Here is a 16,768-nt window from a genome sequence, read left to right as displayed (position 1 = left end):
ACTCCACTGAAGTATAAAATATAGAGGCGATATGGATAAAAAAGTTGAAGAACAAATTACAAAAGCTTTCGCAAATAAGAAATATGAGTGGAGGACTATTAGAGGGATTGCAACTGAGGCTAAAGCAACTCAGGACGATGTAAGACAATACATTAAAATTCACGGTTCAGATATAGTCAAATCGTCCTCCCGAAATGAAGGAGGGGAGTCATTATATACTTTAAGGAACCTGTATCGCGAAAATGCAAGTGTAGGCTCTCGTATCTCTTCAATTTTTCGAAATCGAGGTGCTTAAATATGGAGTTTTTAAACTCAATTCAATCTTCAGTTTGGTTTGCTATGAGTGGGGCTCTTGCCATTAAGCTGTTGGAGCTTGCTGAATTACACAAAGTACCAACAGAAGAGCGTCCAGATTTTAAAGACTTGTTGTATTGGCTACCATTTTTCATTTTACCTCTCCTTGGTGGGGGGTTAGCTTTTGTATATGTTTCATCAAATACTTTGCTGAGTCCTATTCTTGCTGTAAATGTAGGTTTGTCAGCTCCACTAATGCTTAGGGCTATGGCTCAAGCCATACCTATAGACCCTCCAGTAATTAAAACTCCCCCAGATGCTTAACTCTGCTGTGAAATTAACCTTCTGAGAGAATGAAACTTTATTATTCAGTATTTGGATAGTTGTGAAGGTTTAACCTGCGCCAGTATGAAACTCTATTTTACCAGCCTTAAATTTCCAAGCCAAAACACAGGCCATTCAGCCCCGCTCAGTATGAAACTATATTGCTGGGCGACATTAAGGCGCAATATGCGCCTTTTTTTGTACTTGTAATTCTGTTAGCTTAAAAAATTACCAACATCTCTTAAGGATAAGTCGTGCGACTATTTAAGTTACTCTGCATTAGTGGTTTTTTACTTTGTACTAGTTATGTAATGGCTCAACCAGCCGCAGATGAGGCGGTTACAAATTACAGCCACCATACGCATACTATCGAATCAAGTAATCTTAATGAGCAACGCACTGTCGTTGTGCAATTACCAAAAAGCTATCAAACACATCCAAACAAAAGATATCCCGTTATTTACCGTTTAGATGGGGCCGGCAATTTACCCTTAATTAATGCTGTGCTTGAGCGCTTACAACAAAATGATCAAGCGCCAGAGGTGATTGTAGTTGCAATTGAAAGCACCAATCGACTTAGAGATTTTTATCCTACAGTGAACAAAGAACCACAAGGGCCTGTTGGCGAAGGCGGTGGCGCAGCAAAGTTTTTAGCTTTCGTAGAGCAAGAACTGATGCCTTTGGTTAATAAACAGTATCGTACTCATGATTATAGAGTTATTGCAGGCGCCTCAGCTGCGGGTGTATTTGCTCTTTACGCAATGCAAGCTGACCCTGAGTTATTTCAAGCGCACATTGCTTATAGCCCTGCGGTATGGTGGAACTATGGCGCCCCGGCTAAGAGTCTAAATACCTTTGTTACTAAAGCCAAAAGTATTAACAGCTATGTATATATGAATATCGGCGAAGAAGCTGGCATTATGCGCGAAAGATACGATGATATGCAGCAAACGATGCAAAATAGTAAGGTGCAAAATCTGCGCTTTAAGAGCGACGCCTTTGCAGGCGTTTCGCATAACCTAACCTCAGCCGCAGGGGCATTTAATGCGTATCATGGTTTATTTTTATCTAAACAGATGCCTTTGAGTGCATTGGGCGATGATGTTTCATCAATTGATGCTTATTATCAACGCTTATCACAGCAATGGGGCGAGCAAATAGCACCACCAGACCGTGCTGTTAGATTACTTGGTTACAGCTTAACGGATAACCAGCAATTTGAGCGCGCGATTGAGGTGTTTAAGTACAATATCAAAAACTATCCTAAATCAGCGTACGCCCTGTCAGCTTTGTCTTATGGCTATGAAATGCAAGGTAATACTCGTCAAGCATTAGTCAAAATTGAGGCTGCAATAGCCGTTGCCGATGACGCTTACCCTTACCTTAATTACTTAAAAGAGACAAAAACGAGGCTACAAGCACAGCTGAGTAAGAGTTAATAATATGGCCAACTTAGCAGTTGGCTTTTTAAGCGCCCCTTTAATATTGAGCAAATATCATAAACCAGTGACTGTTATCTAAAAGGTATTTAACTCACTAATTCCTACTTACCGGGCAATAAATGCGCTAAAATCGCAGGCTATTTTAGTTATGAGCCCACACCTTTTATGACCTCAACCGTAAACCCTAGCAATTTCAACGAGCTTGGTCTTATTCCTGAGCTACTTGCTCGATTATCTGATCTTGAATACACGCAACCGACACACATTCAGGCAAAAGCAATTCCGAGTATTTTGGCGGGCAGTGACTTAATTGCAGGAGCGAATACCGGTTCAGGTAAAACAGCGACATTTGCTTTGCCTATGTTGCAAAAGTGTTTTTTAGGTAAGGCAGTTAAAAAAACACAAGGCAAAGGTAACTTTGTTTCAGGGCTTATTTTAGTGCCAACGCGAGAGCTAGCTGTACAAGTAGCTGATAGCGTTAAATCATATTCTGCAAACTTTAATGGTGCGATTAAAACCGTTGCTGTATTTGGTGGTGTGTCGGTTAATACGCAAATGCAAGCATTGCGAGGCGGTGCAGATATTATCGTTGCAACTCCTGGTCGTTTACTTGATTTGATTTCAAGCAATGCCATTAAGCTTGATAAAGTAAACACCTTAGTGCTTGATGAAGCAGACCGCATGCTGAGCCTAGGTTTTACCGAAGAGCTTGCTGAGCTATTAGCGCTTATGCCCGCTAAAAAACAAACTATGCTGTTTTCTGCAACGTTCCCAGAGCAAGTTACACTATTAACCCAAAAATTGTTAAATGAGCCTGTTGAAATACAAGTTCAAAGTAAAGATGAAAGCACCCTAGTACAGCGCGTATTTATGGTAAATAAAGGTGAGAAGACCACGGTTTTAGCGCACTTGATAAAAACCCATAAATGGCGCCAAACGCTGATTTTTGTGAATGCAAAAAAAGATTGTGAGCATTTAGCAAATAAGCTTGAAAAGCGTGGCATCAATGCACAAGTATTTCACGGTGATAAAGGCCAAAGTGAGCGTACTCGCGTAATCGAAAAGTTTAAAAATGGCGAAATCGAGGTATTAATTGCCACTGATATTGCAGCCCGAGGTTTAGATATTGCTAAATTGCCTGTAGTGATTAATTTCAATTTACCGCGCAGTCCTGCCGATTACATGCACCGTATTGGCCGAAGTGGTCGCGCCGGTGAAGTAGGGTTAGCGTTATCATTGATTGATTATGAAGACTTTCATCATTTTAAAATCATCGAAAAGAAAAATAAATTTCGTTTAGAGCGTGAAGAAGTGCCTGATTATACCTTAAATAAAGCGAACCTTGATGCCGCACAAGCACTTAAAAACGACAAGCCCGTAGCTAAACCTGCGGGAACAGGTAAGAAAAAAAATAAAGCTAACCAACAAGACGATGTCTGGAGTGGCTGGAAGAAACCTTAATAGCCTTAAAATAAACCCCGCATTGCTGCGGGGCTTTTTGCTTTTTTACAAAAAGTTAAAAATTAAAAGTCAGTCGGTGCGGGTGGCACGGTGAGTGGCTTTTTCGGGTTGTCTTTTAGCTCTTTTAACAGCTCTTCTACGGCACGTTCAATCGATGGATCTTTACCTTGATAGATAAGCTCTGGGCGGTCAACAACTTTGATATCTGGGGTGACACCTTCGTTTTCGATGATCCAGTTGCCATCGTTATCTAAAATGCGGAATGTTGCCGCGATAACTTGGCCGCCATCTACAAGGCTTGGGTTACCCGAAATACCAATTAATCCACCCCAAGTACGAGTACCAATAAGCTTACCTAACCGCGCTTGGCGGAAGTAGTAAGGAATAGCGTCACCGCCAGAACTTGAGTAACCATTGATCAGCATGGCTTTTGGACCATCATGAGCAAATTGTGGTGTTTTTGTTGGCTCAACACCGCGGCGCTTCCAATAGTTAAGCGGTTTACGGGCAAGCCAGGTGATCATGTGCTCAGGAATAAAGCCGCCGCCATTGTATCGGTCATCAATAATCATGGCGTCTTTGGTGGTTTGCGGCATGTAGTTTTTGAACATGGCGCGGTTACCCTCAAACGCTGTATTGGGTAAGTGAACATAACCAATACGACCATTTGAAAGCTTATCAACGTAGGCTGCACGAGAGTTAACCCAGTCTAAATAACGCAAACCTTGCTCGCTGGCTACAGGCTTAACGGTTACTTGCCATGCACCTTTGCTGCGCGGTTTACTGTTAAGTATAAGCTCTACTTGCTCACCTTGGGTGTTCTCTAGTAATTCGTAGAAGTTAGCTACGTCTTTTACTGAGCGGCCATTTACGGCAATGATGAAGTCGCCGTTATGCGCTTTTACCCCTGTTGTGCCAAGTGGTGAGCGGAAGTCTTCATGCCAGTTTTCACCTTGGAAGATTTGCTCAATTTTTACGTATCCTGATGGATCGCTGGCAAATTTTGCACCCAATAAGCCGTGCTTTTTACGCTCTGCTTTAGGCATATCACCCGACTGCACATAAATGTGGCCTGAGTTTATTTCACCTGCGATTTCACTGAGAATGTAATCTAGGTCACTACGGTGTGAGATAGCATCAGCCATAGGTTGATACTTAGCTAAAATTGCGTCCCAATCTTGGCCGTGATGGTTTTCATCGTAGAACCAATCACGTAATGTACGCCAGCCTTCAACATACATTTGCTGCCATTCAATTTGTGGCTCAATTTTTAAGGTCATTTTACTGAGATCGAGTTTGTTCGCTGCTAGGTCTTGTTTTGCTTTTGGCTCAATTAAGCTGTAATCCTTGCCTGCATGAACAAGTAGGTGTTCACCATTACTCGAAATTGTGTAATTACTGACTCCTTCAGCCACGGTTTCAAGCTCACTATCGTGAGCTGTGCCAATCAGTTGCAAACCGCCATTAGCCAGTGTTAGCACGCCATCTTTGACTGCGGTTAAGCCACGATAATCCCCAGCTGGTGCATTAAGAGCGGTTACACGTTGCATAAAATCGCTGCTTTGCAGGGTATTTTTCGCTTTCTTGTCGTCATCTTTTTGTTTATCGCTGACGATTGCTGTTTCATCACTTTGTAGTGCGATAAGCGGTTTAATACTGTCATTTACGGCAGCGGCATAAATACGCGTCGCACGATTAAACATGTAGTCAAACTCGTAGCTGCTGAAGGCTAAGTTAAAGTCGCGCTCAGAGCTAAAATACAAATATTGACCATCAGGAGAAAACGTTGGGTTTTGCTCATTGGTCATTTCATCCGTTAAGCGAGTCACTTTCTTTTTATCAATATTGTAGTGCCACAGTGAGGCATAGCGGTTTTCATTGTTTTTCACATAAACAATGTCTTCGCTATTTGGCGACCAAGTATATTGGCGAATGCCTTCTTCATCGTAGATGCTGGTATCAATTTTGTGTTGTTTACCCGATTTTGCATCTATCCACCAGAGTGTGTGGTTCTTATCTGCAAATAATAGTTTTGAGCTATCTGGTGACCAAATCGGCGTAAAACGCCAAATAGTGCCATTGTTGGTTAGCTGTTTAGTGGCATTGTTGTCGCTGCGATCTTTTAAGTAAATTTCATATTCGCCACTTTCATCGCTCATGTAAGCAATGTAACGGCCATTTGGCGACCAACTTGCATCAATTTCGCGGCCTTTTGCTGTGTAAGATAAGTTACGTGTTGGGCCTTGTTTAACCGGTACGCTAAATAGCTCACCGCGGGCAGTAAAGAGTGCACGCTTACCATCATGAGAAATCGACATTGAGTCGATAAAGTCACTCACATTTTTTGTGTACGGCATGGCATATTGACGCACACCGGCAATATTAATGCTCAGCTTGCTGCTTTTTTGAGTTTTTGGATCAAAGCGATAAAGGTAACCACCGTTTTCATAAACAACGGCATTTGGGCCAGCTGATGGCCACAGTACGTCAAAGTCTTGATGGTTGGTTAGCTTTTTCGGCTCAGCACCTTTTTGGTATTGATACAGATTAAGGGTGTAATCACGGTCAGATACAAAGTAAATGTTGTCGCCAACCCAGGTTGGTTGCTGATCGGTAGCACGGTTACTGGTTAGTTGTTCTGAGGTATTGTTTTTTAGATCGTAAACCCAAACATCTTGTGCGCGACCGCCTCGGGTGCGTTTCCAAGTACGAAATTCACGGTCAATCGGCGTGTAAACATATTTGCTACCATCTGGCGAAAGCATACCACCGCCGGTTTCAGGAATAGCAAGAGGCTGCTCAAGGCCACCATCAGCAGGCACCCTATATGGACGACCCATACGTTTACCCCACGGTGTGCGGTTAGCACGAAATACCACATTTTTGCCATCAGGTGTCCAATCGAGAACACGATAATCAAAACCGCCGCGTGGTGGCATTGGGCCAACATCGTTGTAGTAAGTGAGTTGTTTTAAGCCAGAACCATCGCTGTTAATTACATAAATTTGGCGGCTGCCATTGTACTCGGCTGCAAACGCAATGCGTTTACCGTCAGGTGAAAACTTAGGGAAGGTTTCAAAGCCAATATGGTCGGTTAAGCGTTTGCTCTCGCCTGTTTGTGTATTAGCAATGTAAATATCGCCACCGTACACAAAGGTAACATGTTGATTATGAATATCAGGAAAACGCAGTAAACGCGTGTCTTTAGTTTCGTAAGCTGATGCCCAAGGTGCCAGTGTCGCAGCCATGGCCAGTGCCAACGTTGTTAGTTTTTTCATGGGATTACATCCTATTATGGGAACTGTAACAGCATAACAATTCGCTTAAAAATAGCGATGCAGATGCGATGAAAGCACTGTTACAAAATATGAATAAAAAAGGTTGGCAATAAATGCCAACCTTTAACCACTATGCGTTGAACGTTAAAACTTAATGTTCATGATTATGCTCGTCACTTTGCTCTGCAATACCTAGCCACGTAATTGCGCTTGGTGCGAAGGTTAATTCTAAATCACCTTCAATTTCGAGATCTTCAATATGCACTTTTAGTACGTGCTGGGCGATAGGGTCAGCAACGTAAGCAAATTCACTATTTTGTGACACAGTCATGCTGAAGCTCATGCCTTCTGGCATAGTTGTTACATCTTCTTCAGTAATATCTACTTTACCTGCAAGCTCCCAATGCATGTGGCCGTCGTGCTCATGGGCTTCAAGCACGTTTAAAAAGCCTAAGTTATCAAGTACTAAAAAGTGCTCTCCGCTTGCAGAGAATGAGTAAGATACAGCACTTGCGCCTTCATCAAGTTGCCACTCAAGCACTTCCATTTCAGCTTCGCTTGGATTGATACTAACAAGCACACCAGAAGCAATTGCAATAAAGCTTTCGTTGCCTTCATGGCCGTATAGTGTACCAATGCGTGTATCACCTAAAGCATCAATATTGACGATTTTTTCTGCATGATATTCATCGTCATGCTGGTGGGCAATTAACACACCGTCGCCACAACCAAATGCTACATAATCATGGTTTTGTGCTGCACCGTGTAAATCGGGGCAGGTTAGTTCAAATGTTTGCTCAAGCTCATATTCACCATCATGAAGATGGTAAACGCCAACTTGATCAGGCAAAACTTTAGCATTTGAAGTGCTCTCGCTATCATCGCGACGCAAGGTTGCAATTAGGTGCTCGCCACGTGGTTCTGCAACACCATGCATATTAATGTCGTACTGAATGCCAGCAAGTGTGGCGGTTTTGTTTGCAATGTCGTTATCGGTTAACACTTCAACAGAAGCAGCCGTACCTGCATCGGCATTGCCATCATAAAATACAGCCATTTGGCCGTCGTGCTTAACGATGTGAGTTGGGCGGCTACCGGTTGTTAATTCGTAGTCACTAAAAGCTGGGCTTTGTTTATAGTCGTGTAGGTGATCGCCATGATCTTCACGCCATAAGCCACTATCAATAAAGCCCAAGTAGTCTTGATTGCGATTTGCAATTACCGCATAGCGATAGCTAGGTGATACATTTAATGAACTTGAATCATGAGTCAGTGTAAACGACTCGAGTAGCGAGTTATCATCTAAGTCGAAAATATTTGCTTCGTTACTGTTGGCAGCTAACACCGCCAAGCGACCCATAGAATCAATAGCATGGTCATCACCGTGATCGTGATCATCGCCATGATCATGACCGTCGTCAGGTGTTTCAATTGGATCTTTTTCAACAATGTTTGTTTCTGCATCACCACACGCGGTGATCAAGGTGCTACTAATTGCAAGAGCGAGTAGTTTTAGTCTAAATAAGTGTGTCATATTGATTTTCCTTAATTGTAATTTTGTTTAGAAATAGCCGCGAATACCCACTGCAAAACTGCGCCCCGGACGTGGCGCGATATTCTTTAAGAACGAGCTGTGTACGCGTGCTTCTGTGTCCGTTAAATTTGTGCCTTTTAAATAAAGCGATAGGTCTTGGTTCAGTACCGATAAGTCATAAGAAATGCTGGCATCAACGAGGGTGTAGCCATCGGTTGTGGTTTCTTGTTGCGCTATGCGGTCTTGTTCTTGGTAGCGAGTTACGTGAATATTTGCTGTTAGGTTTTCGGTTTGATAGCTAAACTCAGTACCAAGACGCAGTGGAGGAGTGCGCGGTAAATCTCCGCCGTCTTTTAGACGCGCGCGTACATAATCTGAGAATAAATCGACTTTAAATTCGTCGGTTAGCTGCCAAGCAACTTGCGCTTCAAAACCATGTAAAACCACGTCGTCTGTTTTAAATAAATAAACAGGTAGTTCAGATGAATGATCGTGCTCATCTTCGTGGTTGTGTTCGTCACCATGGTCGTGATCATGACCGCTTTCAGCGTATAGGCCTGTGTTGATCTGGTAATAATAGTTATCTACTTGGTTATAGAAAGCATTGAAGATAAAGCCAATATCGCCCTCGGTTTTACGAAATGTAAGGTCGATATTATTTGCAGTTTCTAAATCGATAGCTTTGTTTGAAAGTTCAAAATGACCATCATGAGTATCGAATAGTGCGCCAACTTCATAGGTTTCTGTACCTATGTGTGGACCGAAAGATAAAAGCTCAGAAGCAGAGGGAGCACGCTCAGAACGCGATACCGATAAACCAAGGTTATAACCCGGGGTAAAATCCCATACTACACCTGTTGATAAGCTGACCGGTGTAAACTCTTGGGCGACATCAAATACACGTGTGTAGTTTGATTCTTCGTGGTCATGGCCGTGCTCGTGCTCATCGCCGTCTTCATCATGAGCATGGGCGTCGATTTCTGGTAAAAGCACATTGTTAGCATCAATAGTGACTCGTTCAACACGGCCACCTAATTGCACTAAAAAATCACCAAAGTGCTTTTCTTCCATCATTGCAAAAGCAATACTTTCAGTAACAGAAGGAGGGGTGAAGGCTTCAGAGCCCTGTGCTTCTACATCACTTTTTTTATAATGAAAGCTGATGCCACCATTCCACTCATCAAATTGACTATGCAGAATGTCAACGCGCAGCTCATTGGTTTCGTTTTTGAAGGTTGTACCGACTGCACCGTGTTCGATTTCAGCGTGTTCGTAGTCTGTGTGGCCTGCACGTAAGTTAATTTTGCTTAGCCATTCACTGTCGATATTGTATTCGCCAAGTAATTGCACTTTGGTTTGGTCAAGATCAGCAAATACGGCTTCTTCTTCGCTGTGTTCCTCTTCGTGGTCATGCTCTTCTTCACCATGAGTATGGCCTGGAATACCGTATTGGCGGTTAAATTGCTCAACCGCAACGCCAATGTAGCCTTGTTCGAATAAGTAGCTGGTACCAAGCGTGAAGCCGTCAGAGTCTTCGTTACTGTTAGCTACGATATCATCATCATTGTGCTCAATATCTTCAATATTTGCAGCGACAGGTACACGGTAGTCATCAGACTCTCGCCAAAAAGCATCAGCATAAAAGGCAAATGAGTCAGTACCAGTAGTGGCATTAAATGAAGCTGTTTTTTGTTCATCAATTGAGTTGTGTTCTAAATTCCATTCACCACGGGTTGTGCTGTCAGTTGGCACTCTGCTATCAACCACGTTGACCACACCACCAATTGCGCCGCTGCCATAAAAAAGCGTGGCAGGACCACGTAATACTTCAATTTGCTGCGCCGTTGATGCTTCAGATGCAACTGAGTGATCAGGACCGACGCGTGATACATCACTTACATCTAGGCCATTTTGTGTGATTAAAACACGTGGGCCGCTTAAACCACGGATCACAGGGGTACTGGCAACTTTGGCATGGAAGTTTGTGTTAACGCCGGGTAGTTTTTCAAGGCTATCACCAAGCGTTGATGCTTGTTGGCGTCTTAATTGCTCGCCAGATAACACACTAACTGGTGAAGCAGATTCCATTGCCGACATATGAATCGGTGTTGCTTCAATATCAATAACTTCAATGGGTGAACGTTTTAGATTAAACGTTGCGCTGTGGTCTTGGTCATTGGCAAGTGTGATATCTCGGTGCAAGTGAGCGTAACCTGGGGCTGAAATATGTAGCTCTTTTAAGCCGTTATTTAACCCGCTGATTTCAAACTCGCCTTTGTCGTTAGTTGTTACTTTTTGATCAGACCCTTCAAGGTCAACAGTGGCATTAGCAACCGCTTTACCTTGGCTATTTAACACAACGCCTTTGATTGATTGCGCCAAGACACTGGCTGGTAATAACGCTGCTATGACGACAGCGACTCTTGAGATGTTATTCATTATGCATCACTCTTTGGTATGTTATAATGTATCAATTGTGCTTTAATTGTTATAATGTATCAAGTATGAATCGACGAATGAGTTTTATTCTTTTTTGTAACAGTATGTTGATAGCGAGGTAATGAAGTGGTTGGGGTGATCAAAGCAGCAAAATTAGCAGTGATATGCTTGATGGTTGGATGTATTTTTTCAGCTCAAGGGCATCAACACCATCATCATTCACATGGTGAGGGAGTGCTTTTTGTGGTTCATGACCAAGGTAAGTGGCAAGTTAAGTTCATTTTGCCGGCTGGAGATATTTTTGGCTTTGAGCATCAGCCCGAAACCGCTGAGCAAAAGCAAATTATCAAACAAACATTAGCCCAGTTAGCAAATTCAGAGCAGTTAGTGACATTTAACGGCGAATGTAAGCTTATTCATGCAAATTTTGAAAACCCATTTGCACAACGCACACATCATTCACATAACGATCTTGAAGTTGAGTACTCGTTTAGCTGTGATAAACCGGTCTCTAAAGTCACAGTCACTTTATTTGGCTGGGCCAAAACGATATCTGTTATTGAAGCACAGTGGATCACAAAACAAGCACAAGGAATTGAAGAGCTGACGGCAACTAAACCTTATATTGAGTGGCTGCTATGAATAAGCAGCGATTAACCAGCACACTTAATAAAGCAAAGCAGGTATGTCTTGAACATGGCAGAAAATTCACCATTCAACGCAAGCAGATACTGCAAATATTGCTAACCACTGACGTGCCGCTATCAGCCTATGAACTGGTCAGTTGCTACAAGCTGCGCACAAGCTCGAGTGTCTCTGTTATGTCTGTTTATCGCATCTTGCGCTTTTTAGAATCGGTAAACCTTGTTCGCAGGCTTAATAGTGCTAATAAATACATCGCTTACGATGTTAGCAGTGAGCGTTGCAAAGATGATCTTTCTTTGTTTTTAATTTGTCGCCATTGCCAAAAGGTTCAAACACTTGCTGTTTCACAGAGCGATGTTGCAACGCTATTCCCTCATTTTGCTGAGGTGGGTTTTACCTCACAAACAACGCAATTTGAAATGCTGGGAGTATGCAATGAGTGCCAAGCAAAAATTGCTTGATACGTTTTTATTATTCATGTGTTCTATTTTGTAGGAATTATTCAGTGAAATTACAATTAATGACGGATAAGTTTGCTATCGGGTTATCAGCTATGTGTGCTATTCACTGCTTAGCTGTGCCTGTGTTACTCGTGTTATTACCGAGCACTGCTGTGCTTGGTTTAGGTAACGAACAATTTCATTTTTGGATGCTTGTCGCGGTACTTCCTAGTAGCTTACTTGCATTAGTTCTGGGTTGCAAAAAGCATAAAAAGTATCGGTTTTTTATGTTTGGTGTGGTTGGGCTCTTACTGCTCGTGATAGCCGTTTATTTTGGTGCAGGAAGACTAGGAGAAGTTGGTGAAACGGCTTTAACAATATTAGGATCAAGTTTTATTATTTTAGGTCACTGGCTTAACTTTCGTTCATGCAAAACAATAGACGGTAAACATCAATCATGCCAGCAGACTGTTTGAGTAAGAGGTGATACCGGCCACATGTCTTTTGACCGGTATTGGTTTCGCTTATTTGTAGAAAACTTCTACAGTCCCTTTTACTTTTAATAGTAAAGGTTGGCCGCGGCGATCAAGCGCTTTTGGAGAAGCGATTTTGATCCAACCTTCGCTGATATTATATTCTTCAACGTCAAAACGCTCTTTGCCGTTAAGTTTTACACCAATTTCATGCTCGAATACTTCTTCTACGTAGAACTTGCTACGAGGGTTAATCGATAATTGATTTGGTAACTCAGGTTTATTTGTATCTGTCATGATTGCAATACTGTATTGAATAAATTGTGCGCCATTGTAGGCAATACCAAGCATGGGCTCAAGTAAGAACAGTGCAAATTTGTTTTGTGCTGAGGTTTGAACCTACGATAGTGTTGTTATTGAGTGTATTTTAATTCGCAGCATTCTTTCAAAACTCAATACTTTTGCGGTAGCTACACTAAAATAAGTAGCCATAAAATAGAAATTTAATGATTTGTTATACTATATCAAACATGCATATTGTGTTATTTTATAACAAATCATTTTAATCAATATTTTCAGCCAATCAATTTATGAAGTACTCAACTCTTTTTCTTGCCTTAGCAGCGGCGTTTGCTGCGAATACACATGCTACTAATAGCGATATCGAAACAATCACGATTGAGCACAAGCAAGCTTTTCGTGGCGACATTCCAACGAAAGATTTACCACAGTCAATCACTACTTTAAGCAAAGATATGATGATTGATAACGGCATCACTAAATTTCGTGATGCACTGGATTTTTCTGCCAGTATTAGCCGTAAAAATAATGGTGGGGCGCTGTGGGATAGCTATTCAATCCGTGGTTTGTCGGGTAATGAGAATATGCCATCAGGCTACTTAATCAATGGCTTTAGTGGTGGTAAAGGATTTGCTGGCCCTCGTGATGTATCAAACATTGAATATATTGAAGTATTAAAAGGGCCTGGCTCTGCGTTGTATGGTCGCTCAGAGCCCGGTGGTACAGTAAACATTATTACTAAGAAGCCACAGTTTTATCAACAAGGTCAAATTCAAGCAGAGTTGGGTAGTGATGACCACAAACGTATTCAAGGTGATTACACCAATGGCCTGACTGATGATTTAGCGTTTCGCATCAATGGTGCTTGGCAAGACAGCGATAGCTTTAGAGATCATGTGCATCACGACAAACTCGTGATTACACCTTCGCTTTATTATCAAATTAATGACAAGTCATCGCTGACGTATGAATTTGAATATGTTGATCAGCAGCAAATGTATGACCGTGGTATTGTGGTGTTAAATGATGACTTTGATACCGTGCCAGAGTCGCGATTCTTAGGAAATCCTAATGATGCACCTACAAAGGTACACTCTCGAGGTCATCAAATTAACTATAACTACGATTTTAATCGTCAGTGGTCATTGCTGGCAGGGGCTAACTATCGTGCTGCAACGCTAACAGGGCAGTCTTCAGATGCGGAACTATCACCATCTCGTCAGTCATTGTTTGATGATGGCAGAACCTTAACTCGTCAACATCGTTACCGTGATTATGAGTCTGAAGATATCTCTGTACGTTTTGAATTAAGCGGTCACTTTGATATTGCAGGTATTACTAATCACGTACTCATAGGTGCTGATGCGTATGATTATGAGCTACGTACGGGGTTATATCGTTACCGTGGTGGCTATGGCACTTACACGATTGATATTCATGAACCTGATTACAGCACAGGTGAAGGTCCTGAAATGAGTATGCAATACGAGAATAACGAAAAGCAAAATGCGTATGGTATCTATGTGCAAGATCAACTTGATCTAACCGATTACTTGAAAGTGATGTTAGGCCTGCGTTTTGATGAAATTGAGCAAGATATTTTTGAAACTAAGTCAGGTGTTGCATCAAACAGTAAAGAGAACCGCATTAGTCCTCGCTTTGGGGTTGTATATACAATTAATGACGATATTAATGTTTACTCAAGCTACTCCGAAGGGTTCTTACCACTAAGCGGTACTGACGCCGAAGGTAAGCCATTTGGTTTTGAAGAAAGTGACTCGTTTGAAGTAGGTGTTAAGTTTAGTTATGCCAATATCAGCGGTACCCTTGCTTACTTTGATGCAAGTAAGAGCAACATGCTGGTGGCGGACCCTGTCAATGTAGGTTATTCAACGCCTGTTGGTAAAGCAAATAGCACAGGTTTTGAGTTAGACCTAACAGGCTCACTGGGCGATAACACTGAGTACAACCTATCTTATGCGTATGTTGATGCCGAGACTGCAACAGACAGCCTAAATGTTGATTGGCTCGTGCCAATTCCTAAAGGCAGCCCACTTGTGAACGTACCAAAGAATAATCTTTCGATTGGTTTAAATCATGACTTAAACGTATTTGCACAAGCAATAAAGATTGGTGGTCATTATCAATATGTGTCTGACCGTTTAGGCGACCCTGCTGATTTAACCTTCCGTTTGCCGAGTTATCAAACTGTTGGGTTATTCGCTAAATGGCGAGCGACTGAACGTACTACGGTATCACTGAATGTTGATAACGTGTTTGATGAAGAATATATTGCAAGCTCATACAATGCATTGTGGGCATATCCTGGTGCACCGACGCAATTTAAATTGGCTGTGAGCTATGACTTCTGAGCAAATTAAAAGCCGTATTCATAGTATCGACATCATGCGTGGCGTCGTTATTCTGCTGATGTTACTTGATCATGTGCGAGAGCGGTTTTTCTTGCATATGCAGGTGACCGATCCTATGGTGGTTGATACCACTTCGCCAGGGCTCTTTTGGAGCCGCTTTGCCGCACATTTTTGTGCGCCAACCTTTATCTTTTTAACCGGTTTGTCGGCGTGGCTTTACAGTCACCCTGCAAGTGGTGTAGCCCGCTCAGCGCAAAGCTTTTTGGTTAAGCGAGGGTTGTTTTTAATCGCCCTAGAAGTGACTCTCATTTGTTTTTCGTGGATGGGTTACTACCACACTATTTGGTTGCAAGTGATGTGGGCCATTGGTTTATGCATGTTGGTTTTAGCGTTATTGATAAAACTGCCGCGCAATGTATTGTTAGTACTTGGTTTGGCTATTGTGTTTGGTCATAACTTACTCACCCCAATCAGTTTTACACCTGATGAGTTTGGCTACTCGCTGTGGACGATTTTGCATGACCGGGGCTATCTATCACAAGGTGGTTTAATCGACGTAAAAATTAGCTACCCTGTATTGCCGTGGATTGGTGTGATTTTACTGGGTTATTGCGCAGGGCCACTATATGCACGTACGCAAACAGCGCAGTCGCGTAAACGAGCACTGCTGCTGTTAGCACTATTATGTGTAGGCTTATTTGCTGTGTTGCGTGGTTTGAATATTTATGGTGAAACCTTACCTTGGCAAGCCTTTAGCACGACAACAGAAACTATGATGTCGGTATTTAATGTCACTAAATACCCTCCATCACTGAGCTTTTTGCTTATCACTTTAGCTGGCATGTTTGTTGGTTTATGGTTATTTGAAAGACCGCTTAATCGCTTTACTAATGCGCTACGTGTGTATGGTTCTGTACCCATGTTCTTTTATATTTTACACCTCTATGTATTACTAGTGATGTACCAATTAGGCATGCAGGTGTGGGGGGCAAACCAAGGGCAGTATTTAGGTGTCAGTGATATTTCAGGTATTTGGTTGATCACTATCGTATTAGCCGTTGGGCTTTATTGGCCAACTAAGAAGTTTAGTGAATATAAGCGTAAGGCTAACAAACCTTGGCTTAAGTATTTATAAGCTTTAGAAATGCCGACTGCCTATGCGTGTCGGCATTTTTTAGGAACCGCCGATTAAAACTGTTCAAGGTAAAGGTTGCCAAAAGGTTGCTTTAAGGTAAAATTATAGTTAAATTAATATTAAATTCGTATTTTTAATACTTCTTCACTACTGTATGTTATTTGTACCACTTTTGGTAGAAAAATAAGGATAGTAAAATGAAAAAAGTATTAACATCAATAGGATTACTCGCCGCTAGTGTTTTTTCAGTTCATGCAAGCGCAGATACAATGGAATGTTATGTCGATACGCAAGCATATGATCAATACACACCAAATCGTTGTTTTGCACTCGTGTATGGTCAAACATATGCAACAGCAGTGTTTCGTGTAGTAGGAGATGGTTCAGCGATTGATAGTGTAATTTGGTCTAATGGTGCATCATCGTGTGGAACATCAGGTACGTCTTGTTCATACCAAATCCGAGCGTTTCGACCAAGCAAAGCGGAAGCGACAATTCTGTATGCAGATGGCCGTTGGAGCAAAGTGTCAGCGACAGCTTCTTTTGAAGATGGTCGTTAAAACTTAAAGCTTACTGATCGATTCAATAGGCTGGTTTGTACCAGCCTATTTAGTATTCACTTATACAATAA

Annotated in this window: 14 protein-coding genes; 10 read left to right on the top strand and 4 right to left on the bottom strand. The window is 42.0% G+C overall.

The annotated features are described in order from the left end of the window. The first annotated feature begins 31 nt into the window (after window positions 1-31). From L0Z67_RS16750 to L0Z67_RS16735, 4 genes are all read left to right on the top strand, one after another. On the top strand, window positions 32-295 hold the full coding sequence (locus tag L0Z67_RS16750; protein WP_405128293.1) for a hypothetical protein: 264 nt from the start codon (window positions 32-34) through the stop codon (window positions 293-295). A gap of 2 nt (window positions 296-297) precedes the next feature. Further along, window positions 298-618: a hypothetical protein gene (locus tag L0Z67_RS16745; RefSeq protein WP_405128292.1), complete on the top strand. Its 321-nt coding sequence runs from the start codon at window positions 298-300 to the stop codon at window positions 616-618. 311 nt (window positions 619-929) lie between these two features. Then, window positions 930-2,057: an alpha/beta hydrolase-fold protein gene (locus tag L0Z67_RS16740; RefSeq protein ID WP_405128740.1), complete on the top strand. Its 1,128-nt coding sequence runs from the start codon at window positions 930-932 to the stop codon at window positions 2,055-2,057. Window positions 2,058-2,225: 168 nt separating this feature from the next. Then, a complete protein-coding gene (locus L0Z67_RS16735; RefSeq protein ID WP_405128291.1) occupies window positions 2,226-3,521 on the top strand; it encodes a DEAD/DEAH box helicase in 1,296 nt (431 codons plus the stop codon). A gap of 62 nt (window positions 3,522-3,583) precedes the next feature. Here the strand turns inward: L0Z67_RS16735 and L0Z67_RS16730 are convergent, their stop codons facing one another. The 3 genes from L0Z67_RS16730 to L0Z67_RS16720 all read right to left on the bottom strand — a co-directional run bounded on the left by L0Z67_RS16730 (window position 3,584) and on the right by L0Z67_RS16720 (window position 10,772). Then, the gene (locus L0Z67_RS16730) at window positions 3,584-6,799 is read right to left on the bottom strand and encodes a S41 family peptidase (RefSeq protein WP_405128290.1); all 3,216 of its coding nucleotides are present in this window, start codon (window positions 6,797-6,799) and stop codon (window positions 3,584-3,586) included. 151 nt (window positions 6,800-6,950) lie between these two features. Beyond that, window positions 6,951-8,333, bottom strand: a complete 1,383-nt coding sequence (locus tag L0Z67_RS16725) for a 5-methyltetrahydrofolate--homocysteine methyltransferase (protein WP_237114623.1) — start codon at window positions 8,331-8,333, stop codon at window positions 6,951-6,953. Window positions 8,334-8,360: 27 nt separating this feature from the next. Further along, complete coding sequence (locus L0Z67_RS16720) at window positions 8,361-10,772, bottom strand: TonB-dependent receptor (RefSeq protein ID WP_405128289.1); 2,412 nt, start codon at window positions 10,770-10,772, stop codon at window positions 8,361-8,363. A 135-nt stretch (window positions 10,773-10,907) separates the two neighbouring features. Here L0Z67_RS16720 and L0Z67_RS16715 point away from each other — a divergent pair, with 135 nt between their 5' ends. Genes L0Z67_RS16715 through L0Z67_RS16705 form a run of 3 tightly spaced genes read left to right on the top strand, consistent with a single transcriptional unit; the run spans window position 10,908 to window position 12,333 of the window. After that, window positions 10,908-11,414, top strand: a complete 507-nt coding sequence (locus tag L0Z67_RS16715) for a DUF2796 domain-containing protein (protein ID WP_405128288.1) — start codon at window positions 10,908-10,910, stop codon at window positions 11,412-11,414. Continuing rightward, window positions 11,411-11,878 (top strand): Fur family transcriptional regulator, encoded by a 468-nt coding sequence (locus tag L0Z67_RS16710; RefSeq protein WP_405128287.1) that lies wholly within the window; start codon window positions 11,411-11,413, stop codon window positions 11,876-11,878. Before L0Z67_RS16715 ends, L0Z67_RS16710 begins: the two co-directional genes overlap by 4 nt. A 44-nt stretch (window positions 11,879-11,922) precedes the next feature. Beyond that, window positions 11,923-12,333 (top strand): MerC domain-containing protein, encoded by a 411-nt coding sequence (locus tag L0Z67_RS16705; RefSeq protein ID WP_405128286.1) that lies wholly within the window; start codon window positions 11,923-11,925, stop codon window positions 12,331-12,333. 48 nt (window positions 12,334-12,381) lie between these two features. Here the strand turns inward: L0Z67_RS16705 and L0Z67_RS16700 are convergent, their stop codons facing one another. Then, window positions 12,382-12,627 carry a DUF3297 family protein gene (locus tag L0Z67_RS16700; RefSeq protein ID WP_130150987.1) on the bottom strand — a complete coding sequence of 82 codons (246 nt, stop codon included), beginning with the start codon at window positions 12,625-12,627 and terminating at the stop codon, window positions 12,382-12,384. A 293-nt stretch (window positions 12,628-12,920) separates the two neighbouring features. Between L0Z67_RS16700 and L0Z67_RS16695 the strand changes: the two genes are divergently transcribed. The 3 genes from L0Z67_RS16695 to L0Z67_RS16685 all read left to right on the top strand — a co-directional run bounded on the left by L0Z67_RS16695 (window position 12,921) and on the right by L0Z67_RS16685 (window position 16,697). Then, window positions 12,921-15,002, top strand: a complete 2,082-nt coding sequence (locus tag L0Z67_RS16695) for a TonB-dependent siderophore receptor (RefSeq protein ID WP_405128285.1) — start codon at window positions 12,921-12,923, stop codon at window positions 15,000-15,002. Continuing rightward, window positions 14,992-16,137, top strand: a complete 1,146-nt coding sequence (locus L0Z67_RS16690) for a DUF1624 domain-containing protein (protein WP_405128284.1) — start codon at window positions 14,992-14,994, stop codon at window positions 16,135-16,137. Before L0Z67_RS16695 ends, L0Z67_RS16690 begins: the two co-directional genes overlap by 11 nt. Window positions 16,138-16,334: 197 nt before the next feature. Next, window positions 16,335-16,697: a hypothetical protein gene (locus tag L0Z67_RS16685; protein WP_062567454.1), complete on the top strand. Its 363-nt coding sequence runs from the start codon at window positions 16,335-16,337 to the stop codon at window positions 16,695-16,697. Window positions 16,698-16,768: the final 71 nt, after the last annotated feature.

Source organism: Pseudoalteromonas sp. PB2-1, assembly GCF_045040605.1.
Classification (GTDB): domain Bacteria; phylum Pseudomonadota; class Gammaproteobacteria; order Enterobacterales; family Alteromonadaceae; genus Pseudoalteromonas; species Pseudoalteromonas arabiensis.
Note: the sequence above shows the minus strand (reverse complement) of the source record. Positions and strands in the feature narration are given on the sequence as shown.

Excerpts from the sequence above, each read along its gene's own strand:
- L0Z67_RS16695 (WP_405128285.1), top strand. The coding sequence starts at position 12,921 with ATGAAGTACTCAACTCTTTTTCTTGCCTTAGCAGCGGCGTTTGCTGCG.
- L0Z67_RS16710 (WP_405128287.1), top strand. The coding sequence starts at position 11,411 with ATGAATAAGCAGCGATTAACCAGCACACTTAATAAAGCAAAGCAGGTA.
- L0Z67_RS16745 (WP_405128292.1), top strand. The coding sequence starts at position 298 with ATGGAGTTTTTAAACTCAATTCAATCTTCAGTTTGGTTTGCTATGAGT.
- L0Z67_RS16700 (WP_130150987.1), bottom strand. The coding sequence starts at position 12,627 with ATGACAGATACAAATAAACCTGAGTTACCAAATCAATTATCGATTAAC.
- L0Z67_RS16685 (WP_062567454.1), top strand. The coding sequence starts at position 16,335 with ATGAAAAAAGTATTAACATCAATAGGATTACTCGCCGCTAGTGTTTTT.
- L0Z67_RS16740 (WP_405128740.1), top strand. The coding sequence starts at position 930 with ATGGCTCAACCAGCCGCAGATGAGGCGGTTACAAATTACAGCCACCAT.
- L0Z67_RS16725 (WP_237114623.1), bottom strand. The coding sequence starts at position 8,333 with ATGACACACTTATTTAGACTAAAACTACTCGCTCTTGCAATTAGTAGC.
- L0Z67_RS16735 (WP_405128291.1), top strand. The coding sequence starts at position 2,226 with ATGACCTCAACCGTAAACCCTAGCAATTTCAACGAGCTTGGTCTTATT.
- L0Z67_RS16750 (WP_405128293.1), top strand. The coding sequence starts at position 32 with ATGGATAAAAAAGTTGAAGAACAAATTACAAAAGCTTTCGCAAATAAG.
- L0Z67_RS16690 (WP_405128284.1), top strand. The coding sequence starts at position 14,992 with ATGACTTCTGAGCAAATTAAAAGCCGTATTCATAGTATCGACATCATG.
- L0Z67_RS16730 (WP_405128290.1), bottom strand. The coding sequence starts at position 6,799 with ATGAAAAAACTAACAACGTTGGCACTGGCCATGGCTGCGACACTGGCA.
- L0Z67_RS16720 (WP_405128289.1), bottom strand. The coding sequence starts at position 10,772 with ATGAATAACATCTCAAGAGTCGCTGTCGTCATAGCAGCGTTATTACCA.